The following is a 16618-nucleotide window of genomic DNA, read 5'->3' as shown; positions in this document are numbered from 1 at the left end:
AAAAAATCTAATCATAAGGTGGAAAATGCCAATTTTTAGGTGATAGTGTAAATATTTCAACTCCATCTTTTGTGACTCCAAGCGTATGCTCAAACTGTGCAGAAAGTGAAAGATCACGTGTTGTCACTGTCCAGCCATCTAGCTTGCTGAGCAGAGTTTCATGTTTTCCAGCATTGATCATTGGTTCTACCGTAAAAAACATGCCTTCTTTTAAGATAAGATCCTCACCTTCATCATAAAAATGTACAACATTTGGTGGAGCATGAAAAACCTTTCCTATGCCATGTCCACAATAATTGCGTACGATAGAATATCCAAAATCTTCAATATATTTTTCTATAGTAAGTCCTATTTTATTTAACTTATTGCCTGGCCTGACTTGTTTTATTGCTTCCATTAGCGCATTATAAGTAGCATTACACAAACGCTTTGCTTTTATTGAGGGTTTACCAGCCCAAAACATGCGACTTGTGTCACCATACCAGCCATTTAAAATCACTGTAACGTCAATATTTAAAATATCTCCATCTTTAAGAGGTTTATCATCAGGAATACCATGACATACAACAGCATTTTTCGAAGTACAAATTGATTTCGGATATCCCTTATAATTCAGTGGTGCTGGAATTGCACCTGCATTGATTATAAAATCATGACATAGATCATTTAATTCATTAGTTGTTACGCCTACTTTGACGTGTGGTGCAATAAAATCAAGGGTTTCAGCTGCAAGCCTGCCAGCTTTACGCATAAAGTCAAAATCTTCTTGTGAATGTATAGTTATGTTCATGTTTCTTACGTTTTATTGTAATTTTCTGCTTCTCTTACGGATACATCAGTGTAATAATACTATAAAAATAAGCTCTTAGATCAAGCCATTTGTATATTAAGAGATAAAGACAAAAATCTAGACTGTGACTTTTGATTTAACCCAATGGTATAACTTACTTATTTTGCCATCGTGACCAAGCATTCCAGAATTATTTCTATAAAAGGTGTCAACTATTAGCTTTATAGAGCCTAAAGCAGCAGAAAATACAGGATTTTTGTCGTATTCGCCATCAAGACCGCTACAAGATTCAGGGCATCCGATACGGACTTGTTTATTGAATATATAGCTTGCAATTTCTTTCATGCTTGTGAGTTGACTGGTTCCACCTGTGATCACTACTTTATTAATTGGATCTTTCTGTTCTTGAAATTGTTCTCTTATCAGCTCAAGTATTTCCTCAACCCTTGGTCTTATGATGTTAACAAGTTCAGACTTAAACACTTGAGTTGGTTCATCGCTTTCATTACTTTGCACTGCAATACATTCATTCTCATCTATTGAAGTTACAATAGTGCTACCGTATAGTATTTTTATGCGTTCAGCATGCTCTATACTTGTGCATAGTCCATAAGCTATATCTCGGGTAATGTGAATGCCACCAATTGGAATGCTGCTTGTGTACACAAGTTTTCCTCTCTTAAAAATTCCAATTGCAGTGCATCCACCTCCTATGTCAACAACGGCAGTTCCTAGCTCTTTTTCATCTTTACTTAGACAGGCAAGGCCTGCAGAATATGCAGAAGCAACACAACCAGCCATACTTATCCCACTATTATTAGTTATACAATTTTCGATATTGGTAAGCGCTGGACGCGAAGCAGTGACAACATTAACATCAGCAGATAATCTTTTTCCATATAATCCACTGACTTCCTTTATGTCAGTCATATCATCTAAGTGATATTTCAGTGGTATATTGTGAATGATGACATTTTCTTCGATATATTTCTCAAATGTCTGAAAGACTACACGTTTTATGTCTCGGTCTGAAATTTCGTGATTAGCTGCAATAATTTCGTTATATACGTTAAAAGATGAGACTCCACATCCGGCTACATTCACATATATCTGGTCTATAGTCTCTTCTGATACTTGCTCAGCTAAACCTATAGTTGATGAAATAGAGTAACTTGCATGCTTTGCATCAGTTATTGATCCACCGCTTATACCTTCTGCACTTTTATAACCCGTTCCTATTATTTTATAGCTGAAGTTGCTATTGATCTTAACAATGAGACAGATAATTTTTGTTGTACCTACGTCTAAAACGGCAAAAACATTTCGCTTTGGTTTTATTATTACTGCAGAGTACATTAGTTGACCTTATGACACAATTCCATTCAAATTGTAGCTTCCTTTAATAATTTATATTTCTATTAAAAATACAGCAACATTTTAATATACCCAAAATACTGTACAAAGGAAAAAATAAAACATAAAATTTTAATTTTATGTCTAAATTGCCAATTGTAATTGCCCCTGATGAAAGGTTAACTACACGTGCCAGTGAAGTAATAGATATAACCGATAAAATTAAAGAATTAGTAAATGACATGTTCGAAACTATGTACCATGAAGATGGTCTTGGCCTTGCTGCAGTGCAAATTGGAGTGATGAAGAGAGTTTTTGTCATGGACGTTCAGCCAGAGAAGGCTGAAGATGGGCCAGCAGGATATGAATCAACTGGCAAATTTTGCATGATTAATCCTGAAATTACAGAATTATCGGGTGAACAAGTAATTCTCAAAGAAGGGTGCCTTTCAATTCCAGAGCAAAGCCATGAAATTAAGCGTCCAAAATATTTAACTGTGAAATATAAAAATTTAAATAACGAAGAACAGACGCTAAAAGCTAGTGGTTGGCTTGCAAGGTGTATTCAGCATGAGTTAGATCATTTAAATGGTATATTATACGTTAGACATTTGTCTAAATTGAAGTACGATATGGCTATGAAAAAAGCTCAAAAGGTTAAGAGGCACTATGAACAATGAAGATCTAGAATTGTTGAAGTTCTATCATGAAGTGGGTGTTGACTGCACGCTAACTGAAGGTGAAGAGGAAAAAAAAGTGGAAAATGAGAGAGCTGCACAGTCTTCTGTCATCGAGCAGAAAAAAGCCATGTTCCCAAGTGACTGGATCATTGAAGCAAGGAAGCTTGCAAGTGAATGTGGTAGTGTAGATGAACTAAGAAGTGCAGTTAAGTCATTTGAGGGTTGTGAAATAAAAAAAACTGCAACTAATACTGTTTTTTCCGATGGTAATCCAAATGCAAAAATCATGCTTGTTGGTGAAGCACCAGGAGCAAATGAAGACCTGAAAGGCATACCATTTTGTGGTGCAAGCGGAATGCTGCTCGATAAGATGCTCGGTGCAATTAATCTGGACCGCACTAAGGTATATATAAGCAACACCGTGTTTTGGCGTCCACCAGGTAATAGAAAACCAACTGATCTAGAGCTTGATATGTGCAGACCATTTGTTGAGAAGCATATTGCTCTTGTTTTACCGCAGATTCTGATTTTTGTTGGAGGAATCGCATGTTATAGCCTTCTTGATAACACAAAGACTATATCGAACTTGCGTGGCAAATTTCATACTTATACTAACCAATATTTATCTCATGCAATTACCACAGCCGCTATATTTCATCCAGCCTATCTACTTCGTCAACCAGCACAAAAACGCTTAGCTTGGGAAGATTTAAAGAAGATTAGAGAATATCTTGATAATACCAATAACCACACGGACGTTTAGCTCACTACTCGTTGTCATCCCAGTGCCGGCTAATTGCATTAAATATTGAAAAATTTACTAAACAGAGAAAAAGGCAAAAGAAAATCTATCAGCTACTACCTTTTTTTTAATTGGCGTTTTTCATTGCATTAAATGCTTTGATAAGCGTATTTTAGCTTATGTGGGTAAAAGTTTTATAAAGACATAGAGTGCACATAGTGCAAAAAATTAAACATCAAGTATATCGAGCTTTTTGTCCTTTTATCTGCACAGACTGAAGATAAATAATATATCTTCACCCTTATTTTAAGGAGAATGGCGGAGTCCGTCAAGTAACTCTTGCAGTTGCTATAGCTGCTTGAGTTCCTGTAATCACAATGTTGGTGCAATGCACGCATGGAATTTTATTTACTCTATAATATATTGGTTTATAGTAGTACTAATGCAGAAATAAAGGGAGGAGACATTGGAAAGCAATATAAAAAAATTGAAAGGAAATTTTTTAGAACAAGCAATTAGAGTAAATCATGCTGGCGAATATGGAGCCATTTGCATTTATTCCGGTCAAAAATTTATTCTTAAAAAATCTTCCATAATTGACAAAATAATTGAAATGGAGGAGCAGGAAAAAAAACATTTCCACTATTTTAATGAGAAAATCAAGGAGCAAAGAGTTCGTCCTACTGTTTTGTTGCCAGTTTGGGGTGCTTTAGGGGTATCACTTGGTGTTGTAACTGCCATGATGGGTAAAAAAGCCGCTATGGCTTGCACTGCTGCAGTTGAAGAAGTGATCGGAGAGCACTACAAGGAGCAAGTCTTACATTTAGAAGATGGGGAATTAAGAGAAACTATAAGTAAATTTCGCGATGAGGAATTAGAGCACAGAGATATTGCAATTCAGCACAATGCCGAAAGCGCACTTGGCTACAACGTTTTATCTTTGTTCATAAAAACAAGCTGCAAAGCTGCTATTTACCTCTCTAAATTGATTTAATCAATCACTATTTGACAACCAACCACATTTGCCTTTAGTTCTTGTGCTAATTGCTGCCCCATATCCTCTACTACAATCGAATGCGTATGAATGTTTATAATTAATTTCTTAATTATTATCCTAAAAATACATTAATTTAATTCCCTATTAGAGTTTTCTTGTTGTTGTAAACATGTTTGCATAAGACTAGTAGATGGAACGTTTTTAATAGTCTGAGTTAACTCCTCAGGAATATTTTCAAAACTCTTGCCCATAACTTCTAAAACACTTTTTCCCTGTATAAGACAATTCCCTCCAAAGCTTGATTTGTTTTCTAACTTGCTAAACCTTATTTTGCTTTTCTCATCAATTTCTACTACCATTTTGTTACCATCTTTCCGTAGATAAATACTAATCTCTCCTATTTTAGTAGTAAAAAATATTTCAATACCACCTTTTAAGATATCTGTGTAATTTCTTTTTCCATCTTCTGTAATTTCAACTTTTACTATATTTTCCTCAATCTGAAATATGCCAACTTCTAAATCCTTAGCTTTTTCATTATTTAAAGTTCTCGCAATTTCAACAATACTACCTTGTGGATACTTAATATAAAAATATTTATTATCTACTTCTACTTCAAGATCATATTTATCAATTTGCTTGTTATTTTCTTTCACAATACCTTCATATGCTAGACCCTCTAGCATTTTTTTCTTACTCTTACATTGTTCGTTAAGATCATTTAAATAATTAGAGCCGTAATATCCGCCTTCAATATCGCTATAAAAAGATAATCCTTTTTCTACCCCACCTTTTAACACTAAATTACGAGTGATCTTTTGTATGATATTTTTTGTAGTTGAATTGTGTGGATTTGCATGAAAGCGATTAATTAATTCTTCCATTTTTTCAAATATAAAATTTGTTACAGTCTTATTATCCTTACCGTAATATGAGTTTAATCTTATTCCTTGATTTAAATAACCCTCTATTATGCGTTCCATGTACTTTAAAACGCTTTCTTGCTCATCGTGTTCTGTTATACCTTTTATCATCTCATCACAAAATTTTTTAACTAGAATTTGTTCATCTGTAGTCAATGGTATTTGCAATTTCGTAGAAGATGAGTCTCGCTCAAAAAGATAAATTATTGACAATTCTTCTGCTCTTTTAATAAAGTCATAACTTCTTAGATATTCTGCAACATCTTTGTTTTTTGCGTACCTTTTCTTGATTAAATCCATATGCCTATCTTTACGACTTATAGTCGGTAATTTTGGATTTGATGAACTACTCTGTTGACTATTGAAGAAGCTGTTAGAGAACTGTTCAGGCTCTAAAATAAGATTACTTTCACCTTGTTTACCTACTTGCTTAGACATATTATATACCATAACCAATAAAACTTTTTAGTGATTACTTCAATACATAGATAAGTCAATAAAAATATCTTTTTCTCTTCAGTGCTAAAAAATTGTCAAAAATCTCAAAATTGGTTAATTGCATATAATCTACTTTCTGGTATACATCAAAACTACCGTAGAAAGCTTCAACTTTGAAAGGGATTAACAAATAAAATTCTTGTACTTTACCTCTACTAAAGTACAATCAGGCTTTATTTAATATTTTTCATGCTTGATGAAGTACATGAGGAGTGTGGGGTATTTGGCATAAGTTGCAACCAAAGTGCTGCTTTTAACTCTATACTTGCTCTCCACGCTTTGCAGCATAGAGGTCAAGAGTCTTTTGGTGTAGTAACCAGTAACAACGATAAGCTGCTCTCTTATCACTTTCAAGGTCAAGTGAGCAGCGTATTTGATGATATAGATGAAATAAAGAAATCCTTACCTGGAGATTGTGCAATAGGTCATGTTCGATACTCAACCAGTGGTAGTAAATTTGGAGTGCAGCCCATGTTTGGCAAAAGTGGCAAATTTGGAGATTTCGCCATAGCACATAATGGTAATTTAATTAATATTTCTCCGATACGCGAACAATTAATTAAACAAGAGTGTGTTTTTCAGTCAGATATTGATACAGAAGTAGTAGTGCATCTGACAGCAAGCGGTGAAAAAGATAGCTTTTTAGAGAGTTTTATATATGCATTAAAGCAAATACAAGGTGCTTATTCTTTTGTGGCAATCAATCAAGAAGTAGTTATTGGAGTACGTGATCCATCTGGAATCAGGCCTCTTGTTTTAGGAAAGTTAAACGGTTCTTACGTTCTTGCATCTGAAACTTGTGCTCTTGATATAATAAATGCAGAGTTTATTAGAGAAATAGAACCAGGCGAATTAGTTACCATCAGTTCGGATAGTAAGCTAGCCTCAATGTTTCCTTTCCCAAAGCAAAAATCAAGTTTTTGTATTTTTGAATACGTTTACTTCTCGAGACCAGACAGCATAATGGAGAATAGGTCCATATATGATATAAGAAAAGAAATAGGAAGAATACTTGCAGAAGAGAGCCCACCAAAAAACAATGTAGATATGGTTGTACCAATACCTGATTCTGGAATACCTGCAGCTATTGGATATGCAAAGCATTCAGGATTACCTATGGAACTGGGGATAATTCGTAATCATTATATAGGAAGAACATTTATACAGCCAACCCCTGAAATACGTAAGGTTAGAATAAAATTAAAATTCAATGCTAATAAGCATATTTTAAAGGGTAAAAACATAATTTTAATAGACGATAGTATAGTGCGTGGTAGCACGCTCAGAAGTATAATAGTTATGTTAAAAGATGCAGGAGTAAAAGAAATTCACCTAAAGATTTCATGTCCACCAATTAAGCACTCTTGTTTTTATGGAATAGATACGCCAGAGTGCAAAGATTTAATTGCTGCAAATAAATCTGTAGAGGAAATTAAGGAAGTTATAGGAATAGATAGCCTAGCCTTCTTGAGTATTGATGGCCTATACAGGGCTGTTAAAGAAGAAAAACGTAACAACGCTACACCGCAATATTGTGATGCTTGTTTCACTGGTGACTACCCAATTGGTAAGTAATCTATTATTAATAAAGGTGAGGTTTTTTCTATGTTATATTAACAGTTTTAAAAATAGATTTTTTGCATAACCATATAGTTTTTGCCTGGGCGTCATTTGAGTGAAAACTACTTTACAAATTTCGTCATTCCCTTTACTATGATACCAAGAATATTTATCCTTATTTTTGACCTGCAGGCTCAATTACAAAATCAGTAAAAAACTCAAATATTTATTGGCAAATTACACAAAAATTATAGCGGCTTTTTTTATTTTTTCTACATTCAGCCAAAACGCGCTTGTTAGCACATTATTATAGCGCCAATTTACATTATAAAACTTGTCACACGGGGATTCTTTTGCCTTTTTTCTTCATTTGGTAAATTTCTTAATATTTGCAACTAAAGTAATTTTCGAGAGGTGTTATGTAAGTAGCTGACACACAGCTGTACGAGCATTCATTTTTGAAAGTAAATTGCGTAGCAAATGGTGTCATCCGAGTAGCTGACACTGGAATGGCTTTGTTGCACCACTCAAGGAAAGAACAGGCAGTTACTGATGGAATTTGTTATAAAATAGATATTTAGCCGACAAAGGAAAAATATGCCAATAAGAATGAAAGTCAGTAACTGCAATGAATATAACAAATTTCTTCAAGAAAGGGGAAATGTTTTTCATTATATCAACGATGCCATTGAAAATTGGTACGAAAATAGTCCAAAAGTAGCAGGTGGCAACAATGTCTACAGCGACAAAGTAGTGATTCTAATTCACATAATAACCTATCTATTCAGGATTGGTCTTAGGCAAACAGTGGGATTTATAGAGAAATATCTTGAGCAAATAGGGAAAATTTTGCAAATTATCAGCTATTCGCAGGCTTCAAGAAGGTTTAAAAAGCTTAATATCAAAATCAACGACTGCAGAGTTGATAAGAACGATATGGAAGATATTGAAATTGCTATAGATAGTACAGGTATCAGCATCTACAATAATATTCCAGGCCATAGTAAGGCAAATGGTACAGATAGAAAGTATCGCCGCTATGAGCAAACAAGATGTAATGCTAGAGATAGGTAGTAAAAAAGTTATAGCTGCAAAATACAGTAGTGGAGTTTATTCCGACCACTATGGAGCCTGTGATCTTATTGAAAGAGTGGATACCAAGTATAACATAAGCACGATATATGCAGATAGATCGAAAGAAGTTATACAAACTGTGCGATGAGCTTGACATAAAGACAAGGATTCCTCCGCAAAATAATGCAGTAGAGCATCCAAAGTTGGATTATATGAATGAGAGAAATTCTACAATCAAGCTCATAAAGTCATATGATGAAGATGGTATGAAGAGGTGGAAAAAAGAGATAAATTATTGGAAGAGATCTTATATAGAAAGTTTTTTCTCGCGACTGAAGCAAATATTTGGATTTAGTTTTAGGAATAAATCTGAGATTAATCGTGAGAAGGAACTGCTACTCAAGTGTTATTTGCTTAACAAATTTACTGAAATAGGCATGGCTAAGTTTGATATGGCTTCATGAATTTATTATACATTACCCACTATCCGAAGAGCTGTGCAACAAAGCCATCCCAGTGTCAAGCACTGGGATGACACCGTCATAAAGTAAACCAGTACTTGGATGAACTGGCAAAAATTGCTCTTAAATCACAAGTTCGTGCAATGATGGTGCTTCTTTAAGAAGCACCATTTGCTAATGTTTTGAAGCTTTAATGCTTATTATGCGCATGTATTTGTTGTTGCATTCCATGTTTTACCATCAGGGCAAGCAGTTGCACCATCTTTACAAATCACACCACCTGGTACTATTTTTGAAACAACTACAGGTGCACCAAAAAACACAGCAGTAAATGCACCAAGTGCAAAAAGCGCTGGCCATGGCATTCTGCCAAATATTGCCAGCAATGCTGCACCTATTATCACTATTGTAATCATAGGCCCGCCTATACCGTGAGTATAGCCTACTATTTTGCATATTGTATTGGTTGTTGCATCATCAGTAACAGCAGCAGCAAAAGCATTATCAAATGCAAAGGAAAGAATTAAAGCTACAAGTAGAAGAAAATTTTTCATTATGCCTCCAGTAATTTCTATTACTTATCCGCTACTGCACCGTTTTTACAAATCACACCTTCTGGTGTTATTTTTGAAACGACTACAGGAGCGCCAAAAAACACAGCAGTGAACGCACCGAGTGCAAAAAGCGCTGGCCATGGCATTCTGCCGAATATCGCAAGCAAAGCTGCACCAATTATCACTATTGTGATCATCGGTCCACCTATGCCGTGAGTATAGCCTATTATCTTGCATATCACTGATGATGTTGTATCATTTTTATCAACAAAAGTATTTTTAGCATTTGCATCAAATGCAAAGGAAAGAATTAAAGCTACAAGTAGAAGAAAATTTTTCATTATGCCTCCGTATTTAACGCTGGATTATCTATCATTTTGATTAAATTTAAGTAAACGGTGAGGATTTTTTGCTTAAAAGTATGCTTTATTTCATTTAGAATACTTTTCTTAGTTTATTTATATTACAAGTGCTACAGAAATTTTATAGTATCGTTTATTGCCTTTATCGTGCTTTAATTGACACAATTTATAATGATGGAGTGGAGCATGCAGGGTATCTATCATTTTTAATCCTGTTATCAATATTTCCTTTTCTTATTGTTTTAATAGCCATGGCATCAACGTTCGCAAATTTCTTAGATCAATACAATGTCGGCTGGGCATTTATTATTGATAACATGCCACAGGATATTTTATCATCTTTGATGCCACGTATTAGGGAGATAATATCAGGCCCTCCGCAAAGCTTATTAACCTTGGCAATTGTAGGCGCTGTTTGGACTGCCTCATCGACAATTGAAGGATTTAGAACGATATTGAATAAGGCCTATAAAGTTCCGGTTTCATCGCCTTATATATGGAGAAGGGTGCTCAGTATATTACAATTTTTAGCAATTACGCTTGTTACAACTCTGACTATAGTATTTTTTACATTAGTGCCAATGTTAATTGATTTTTCTTACCAAGGGCTAAGTTATACTAGATATTTACTTATTGAGTTTTTGCTTTTTACTATAGTATCTTGGCTATATTTTACATTGCCAAACATAAAACAAAACTTATCAGACGTATTTCCCGGATCTTGTGTAGCTGTTATTCTTTGGACGATCTCTGCTTCAGCTTTCAAGCAATACTTAAAAGCTTCCTTTGACCAACTGAATTTGATATATGGAAGTTTAGGTGGTGTGATAGTATCGTTACTATTTTTTTATGTGCTAAGTTTGATTTTTATATATGGAGCAAAATTTAATTTTCAGCTAAAATATTTCAATGGATCTTGCTAAGGAGAAAGAAATGGGTGACTTAGAAGGTAAAATAGCTTTAATTACCGGAGCTTCAGGTGGAATAGGCTCTTCTGTTGCAAAAAGATTTGTAAAAGAAGGTGCATGTGTAATTCTGATTTCCAGATCTCTTGATAATCTCAAGCCATTGTATAACGAAATTGAAGAGCTGAAAGAAGGCTCTGTGAAACTAATTCAGCTTGACCTTTTAGACTTTGAAAACGTAGAAAAACTGGCAAATATGATAGAAAGCCCAAAATTATCAGAATCTGGAACACTTGATATACTGATTGCATGCACTGAAATTTTAGGTAAGTTGAGCTCTGTTCATGATTGTGAGCTTGAAGATCTACAGAACGTAATGAATACAAATTTTACTGCCAGTTGGTACTTGCTAAAAAATTTGGGTCCAATACTAAAAAAGTCTAATGCTGGAAGAGCGATATTCATGACCTCAGAGATAACACTTTCTCCTTCCTCTTATCCATATTGGGTACCATATGCTGCAAGTAAGGCTGCACTAGAAGCAATGGTGAAGATATATGCATCTGAGACAAAACATACGAACTTATGCATAAATGCCGTGTATTCGGAAGGGCCTATCGATAGTGAAATGTATAAGCAAGCATTTTCGGGAAAAGATATATCTGAATTGGTGCCACCTGATAAACTGACAGACAAATTTGTAGAACTTGCTTCTGAAGATTGTAGCATATCAGGACAAATCTTACCACTTAGCAAATCTCCCGAGTAAATTACCATAGTATCTGCAAAGATACTGTTAAGCCTAAAGGTAGTTAGGTTTAATAAAAATTCACATACACAGGAAAGATTGGTAACATTATTTGAGTCGAGACTATTATTGTAATTATGCCAAAACGCACAGATATAGAATCTATATTAGTAATAGGAGCAGGCCCAATAGTTATAGGTCAGGCATGCGAGTTTGATTATTCTGGAACGCAAAGCTGTAAAGTATTAAAAAGTGAAGGTTATAAAGTCATTTTAGTTAACTCCAACCCCGCAACTATAATGACAGATCCTGAATTCTCTGATGCAACTTATATTGAGCCGGTGCTACCTGAAATCATAGAGAAAATTATAATTAAGGAGATGCCAGATGCAATATTGCCAACAATGGGCGGGCAAACAGCACTCAATTGCGCAATAAAACTTGCAGATGATGGAGTGTTAGACAAATACAACGTAGAATTAATAGGAGTAAATAGAGAAGCAATAAAAAAAGCGGAAGATAGAGAATTATTTCGCCAATCCATGGATAAAATAGGTCTAAAATACCCCAAAAGTATCATTATAAAAAATCAAGAACAAATAAAAAAGGCTTTGGATTACATTGGATTACCAGCAATCATCCGTTCATCATTCACTCTTGGTGGCGCAGGTAGCGGCATAGCATACAATAAAGAGGAGTTTTTCAATATTGCAGAAAGTGCTCTAAAAATTTCACCAATAAATGAAGTTCAGATAGATGAATCAATTATGGGCTGGAAGGAATATGAAATGGAAGTTATCCGTGACTGCAAGGATAACTGTATAATAGTGTGTTCAATAGAAAATATTGATCCAATGGGAGTGCACACCGGAGATAGTATCACAGTTGCTCCTGCTTTGACTCTGCGTGATGCTGAATATCAACAAATGAGAAATGCATCTATAGCAGTGTTGAGAGAAATTGATGTTAGCGCCGGTGGTGCAAATGTTCAGTTTGCAGTGAATCCTAAAGAAGATGGAAGCCTCGTTGTAATTGAAATGAATCCAAGGGTTTCTCGCTCCTCTGCACTTGCTTCGAAAGCAACAGGCTATCCTATTGCAAAAGTTGTAACTAAACTTGCTATTGGCTATTCGCTCGATGAAATATGTAACGACTGTGCTCCAGTTATACCTGCTGCATTCGAACCAGTGATTGATTATATCGTCACTAAAATTCCTCGATTTGAGTTTGAGAAATTTAAGGGGACGAATTGTGAACTATCAACCTCCATGAAATCAGTGGGAGAAGTAATGTCTATAGGCCGCACTTTTAATGAGTCACTACAGAAAGCTTTTCGCTCACTTGAAACAGGGCTCACGGGACTTGATGAAGTGTTTTCTGAAGACACAGATGTTAAATCTCAATTAGCAAAATTGCTGCCAAACAGATTACTGATTGCTGCTGACGCAATGCGTCACGGAATTAGCATAGAAGAAATAAATTCGATTACAGGATATGACTTATGGTTTCTGCAAAATATACAGCAAATCATCTTGGCTGAACAAAAAATCAAGGAAAACGGCCTTCCTGGAACTGCATATGAAATGTTAGAGCTGAAAAAAATGGGGTTTTCAGATGCAAGATTGGCAAAATTAAGCAATAAGAAAGTAGAACAAATTGAAGCAATAAGGAAAAAATTTGATGTTAATCCAGTTTATAAGCGTGTAGACACCTGTGCAGCTGAATTTGAATCGAGCACTGCTTATATGTATGGCTGTTATGAGAGTAACACAATCCAGCGTGTGACTAGAGATAAGGAAGAATGGATCCCAGTGTCAGCTACTCGGATGACAGAGGGAATGGAGTGCGAAGCAGATGTTTCTGACCGAGAAAAGGTTGTCATTTTAGGAAGTGGTCCAAATCGCATTGGTCAAGGTATTGAGTTTGATTATGCATGCGTACATGCAGCTTCTGCCGCCAAAGAAATGGGGTATGAAACAATAATGATTAACTGTAATCCAGAAACCGTTTCAACTGATTATGATACCGCTGATCGTTTATATTTCGCCCCACTGATTGCAGAGGATGTGCTTGAAATACTAAGCAAAGAGCAAGAAAATGGCACACTGGTTGGTGTAATAGTTCAAATAGGTGGTCAAACACCTTTAAAGTTAGCCAAAGTGCTTAACGAGAGAGGTTTCAAAATTCTGGGAACTTCGTTTGATTCTATTGACCTTGCAGAAGATCGCATGAGGTTTAAAAACCTTGCTTTGCAACTTAATTTAAAACAACCTGAAAGTTCTATCTGCCATTCAGTAGAAGAAGCGTTAACCAACGCAGAAAAGGTGGGGTTTCCACTAGTAGTTAGGCCATCATATGTCCTCGGCGGTCAGTCTATGTCGATTAGACATGATACTCAGAGCTTTAAAGAGTATGTCTTGAATCAAACCAAAATTTTTGAACACGGATCGCTTCTTCTTGATAAATTTTTAGTCAATGCAGTTGAGGTTGACGTTGATGCTGTGTGTGATGGGGAAAAAGTTTTCATTGCAGCGGTCATGGAGCATATTGAAGAAGCTGGTATCCACTCTGGCGATTCAACATGCTCAATACCGACAAACACATTGAGTGACGAAGTAATAAAAGAGATCGAGCTCCAAACTGAAAGAATAGCTCTTGCACTAGAAGCGAAAGGTCTGATAAACATTCAGTTTGCTGTTCAAGAGAGTGATGTATGCATACTTGAAGTAAATTTACGAGCTAGTCGAACCGTTCCTTTTATTTCCAAGGTAATCAATATTCCTATTGCAAAGCTTGCCACTCAGGTTATTTTGGGTAAAATTTTGAATCAGGAAAACAAGCCTTTCAATCATTTTGCAGTTAAAGCTGCTGTTTTTCCATTTACCCGCTTTGCAGGAGTTGATACTTTACTTGGTCCTGAAATGAAATCAACAGGAGAAGTGATGGGAATTGACTCATCTTTCGAAGCTGCACTTGCAAAAGTGCACATGGCTGCAGGATACAAGTTACCAACAGAAGGAACAGCTCTGATTTCAGTAAAAGATGATGATAAAGAGTATATATTGACTGTTGCACGAATGTTGAAAGAACTGAGTTTTGAAATATATGCCACCAAAGGCACAGCTTCGTATCTGAACAATAACGGCATTGCTGCAAAAGCTGTAAATAAAGTGAGAGAAGGCAGACCCCACATAGTTGATATGCTCAAAGATGGAAAAATAAATCTAGTAATCAATACCTCAAAAGGTGTGAAATCAGTTTCAGATAGCAAAGATATCAGGAGAACTGCTATTTTGCAAAATATAGCTTATAGCACCACAGCTTCTGGGAGTAAAGCGTTAGCGCTTGCAATTCAATATGTAAAGAATAGCAAATTGGAAGTGAAATCATTACAGCAGATACAAAATGTTTAAATATCAAGACTATAATAAATTATTACTTATTTCAAAATGAGGATCGTGTAAGCTAAGGCGAGAGAAATTTAATTAAAGGATTTTTGTGTCAGTATCAATATATAACTGCCTTGAGCGTTTGTTGAAAGGCTTTGTACTAATTTTCTTGATTCAAACAATATGCTAGACTTTAACTTAAAAATCTTTGTAAGTGATCACGACTGAAAGGTGTTTTCATGCATTTTTTACCTGAGTGCAATAAGTGTAGTTCATTGAGTTTCCAAAATTGATAATGAAGAAAAGCATTACTCGTCTAATAAAAGCAATTCAATACTCCTGTGAAGGAATAAAATCAGCTTTTGTATCAGAAGTTGCGTTTAGACAGGAGTTACTGCTTTTTATAATATGTGTTTCAACTTTGTTTGTTTTAGATGTAAGTAATTTAGAACGTGCAGTAATGGTAAGTAGCCTATTTTTGGTGTTAATTGTAGAAATTATTAACACTGCTTTTGAAACAACAATTGAGCGTATTTCCAGTGAACAACATATACTTTCAAAAAAAGTGAAAGATCTAGGTAGTGCAGCAGTTTTTCTCTCATTAATTAATTTCTTGATAACATGGATGATAATATTGATATGAATGTTGTTAAGATATATTTTCAAATTCACCGATTAAGACTTGCATGTCTTGTGGTAAATCAGAAACAAATTCTATATATTCTTTACTTTTTGGATGATATAAGCCTAGCGTGTGAGCATGTAGTGCCTGTCTATTGAAATTACGGATAAAGTCAGAGTTTTTAGCATGTTTTTCACTTTTACTACTATTTTTTCCGTAAACTTGATCACCAACTACAGAATGTCCTATGTGGCTCATGTGTACTCGAATTTGGTGTGTTCTGCCTGTCTCTAAAGTACATTTAACCAGGCTTGCTTGCCCTATAATTTTCTTCACTGAATAATGAGTGATTGCTAATTTACCTGCTGTTTTTGTGACACACATCATTTCTTTATTACTGCGTTTTGGAGCAATATGGGTTTTTACTGTTCCTTGCAGATTAGGTAATGCTCCCCAAATTACTGCTAAGTATTCCCTTTTTATTTTACGATTTGATAGCAGTTCAGACAAGAAGCTGTGGGATTGTTCATTTTTTGCAATTACCATGAGTCCACTAGTATCTTTATCAAGCCTGTGAACAATTCCTGGTCTTGTATTTGTATATGGAATTTTGCCAAGGTGAGCGATCACTGCATTCAGGAGTGTATCATTGTTTGTTCCAGCACCTGGGTGTACTGTTAATCTACTTTGTTTACTCAGAACTATAATGTCCCCATCTTCGTAGATGATATCAAGCTTTATATTATAGTTAGGTTCAATTGATGTGGATATGTCAGGTTGAACGAGATGTACTATATACTCTTCACCTGGTTTTACTATGTGGTCATTATTAATTATCGGCGTGCCAAATAATGTTACCCGCTCATCTTGTATCAATCTTTGCGCTTTACTGCGTGATATGTTGCACTTTTTAGCTATGTAAGTATCTAGCCTTAATTTTTTTTTCGTCACTATTAACAT

14 protein-coding genes and 1 pseudogene are annotated in these 16618 nt (G+C 35.2%); 9 read left to right on the top strand and 6 right to left on the bottom strand.

The window, feature by feature from the left end:
- Positions 1-7: 7 nt before the first annotated feature.
- The gene (gene map, locus OPR37_RS05695; RefSeq protein WP_007302317.1) at positions 8-790 is read right to left on the bottom strand and encodes a type I methionyl aminopeptidase; all 783 of its coding nucleotides are present in this window, start codon (positions 788-790) and stop codon (positions 8-10) included.
- 117 nt (positions 791-907) lie between these two features.
- The gene (gene ftsA / locus OPR37_RS05690; RefSeq protein WP_264376709.1) at positions 908-2146 is read right to left on the bottom strand and encodes a cell division protein FtsA; all 1239 of its coding nucleotides are present in this window, start codon (positions 2144-2146) and stop codon (positions 908-910) included.
- 137 nt (positions 2147-2283) lie between these two features.
- Here ftsA and def point away from each other — a divergent pair, with 137 nt between their 5' ends.
- From def to OPR37_RS05675, 3 genes are all read left to right on the top strand, one after another.
- Positions 2284-2823, top strand: coding sequence for a peptide deformylase (def, locus tag OPR37_RS05685; RefSeq protein ID WP_264376708.1), 540 nt, complete (start codon positions 2284-2286; stop codon positions 2821-2823).
- Complete coding sequence (locus OPR37_RS05680) at positions 2813-3586, top strand: uracil-DNA glycosylase (RefSeq protein ID WP_010403847.1); 774 nt, start codon at positions 2813-2815, stop codon at positions 3584-3586. Before def ends, OPR37_RS05680 begins: the two co-directional genes overlap by 11 nt.
- A gap of 445 nt (positions 3587-4031) precedes the next feature.
- Entirely contained in the window at positions 4032-4559 is a 528-nt protein-coding gene (locus tag OPR37_RS05675; protein ID WP_007302313.1) for a demethoxyubiquinone hydroxylase family protein, read from the top strand.
- Between the two features lie 131 nt (positions 4560-4690).
- Here the strand turns inward: OPR37_RS05675 and OPR37_RS05670 are convergent, their stop codons facing one another.
- Positions 4691-5923, bottom strand: a complete 1233-nt coding sequence (locus OPR37_RS05670) for a hypothetical protein (protein WP_007302312.1) — start codon at positions 5921-5923, stop codon at positions 4691-4693.
- A 249-nt stretch (positions 5924-6172) separates the two neighbouring features.
- On the opposite strand from OPR37_RS05670, the gene purF reads away from it, so the two are divergent.
- The gene (gene purF, locus OPR37_RS05665; protein WP_264684880.1) at positions 6173-7558 is read left to right on the top strand and encodes an amidophosphoribosyltransferase; all 1386 of its coding nucleotides are present in this window, start codon (positions 6173-6175) and stop codon (positions 7556-7558) included.
- Positions 7559-8140: 582 nt separating this feature from the next.
- A pseudogene (locus OPR37_RS06345) lies at positions 8141-9081 on the top strand (IS5 family transposase).
- Positions 9082-9278: 197 nt separating this feature from the next.
- On the opposite strand, the gene OPR37_RS05645 reads toward OPR37_RS06345, so the two are convergent.
- Entirely contained in the window at positions 9279-9632 is a 354-nt protein-coding gene (locus OPR37_RS05645) for a TrbC/VirB2 family protein (RefSeq protein ID WP_230608996.1), read from the bottom strand.
- 20 nt (positions 9633-9652) lie between these two features.
- Positions 9653-9973, bottom strand: a complete 321-nt coding sequence (locus tag OPR37_RS05640; protein WP_264684879.1) for a TrbC/VirB2 family protein — start codon at positions 9971-9973, stop codon at positions 9653-9655.
- A 128-nt stretch (positions 9974-10101) separates the two neighbouring features.
- Here OPR37_RS05640 and OPR37_RS05635 point away from each other — a divergent pair, with 128 nt between their 5' ends.
- From OPR37_RS05635 to OPR37_RS05620, 4 genes are all read left to right on the top strand, one after another.
- Positions 10102-10917, top strand: coding sequence for a YihY/virulence factor BrkB family protein (locus OPR37_RS05635; protein WP_254229992.1), 816 nt, complete (start codon positions 10102-10104; stop codon positions 10915-10917).
- Positions 10904-11668 carry an SDR family oxidoreductase gene (locus OPR37_RS05630; protein WP_006013430.1) on the top strand — a complete coding sequence of 255 codons (765 nt, stop codon included), beginning with the start codon at positions 10904-10906 and terminating at the stop codon, positions 11666-11668. Before OPR37_RS05635 ends, OPR37_RS05630 begins: the two co-directional genes overlap by 14 nt.
- Positions 11669-11784: 116 nt before the next feature.
- Entirely contained in the window at positions 11785-15060 is a 3276-nt protein-coding gene (gene carB, locus OPR37_RS05625; RefSeq protein WP_264684878.1) for a carbamoyl-phosphate synthase large subunit, read from the top strand.
- A gap of 271 nt (positions 15061-15331) precedes the next feature.
- Positions 15332-15679 (top strand): diacylglycerol kinase, encoded by a 348-nt coding sequence (locus OPR37_RS05620; protein WP_007302306.1) that lies wholly within the window; start codon positions 15332-15334, stop codon positions 15677-15679.
- A 6-nt stretch (positions 15680-15685) separates the two neighbouring features.
- On the opposite strand, the gene OPR37_RS05615 is transcribed toward OPR37_RS05620, so the two are convergent.
- Positions 15686-16618 carry an RluA family pseudouridine synthase gene (locus OPR37_RS05615; protein WP_264684877.1) on the bottom strand — a complete coding sequence of 311 codons (933 nt, stop codon included), beginning with the start codon at positions 16616-16618 and terminating at the stop codon, positions 15686-15688.

It is taken from the genome of Wolbachia endosymbiont (group B) of Lycaena phlaeas (assembly GCF_947251875.1).
Lineage (GTDB): Bacteria > Pseudomonadota > Alphaproteobacteria > Rickettsiales > Anaplasmataceae > Wolbachia.
This window is presented reverse-complemented; position numbering and strand designations above follow the sequence as displayed.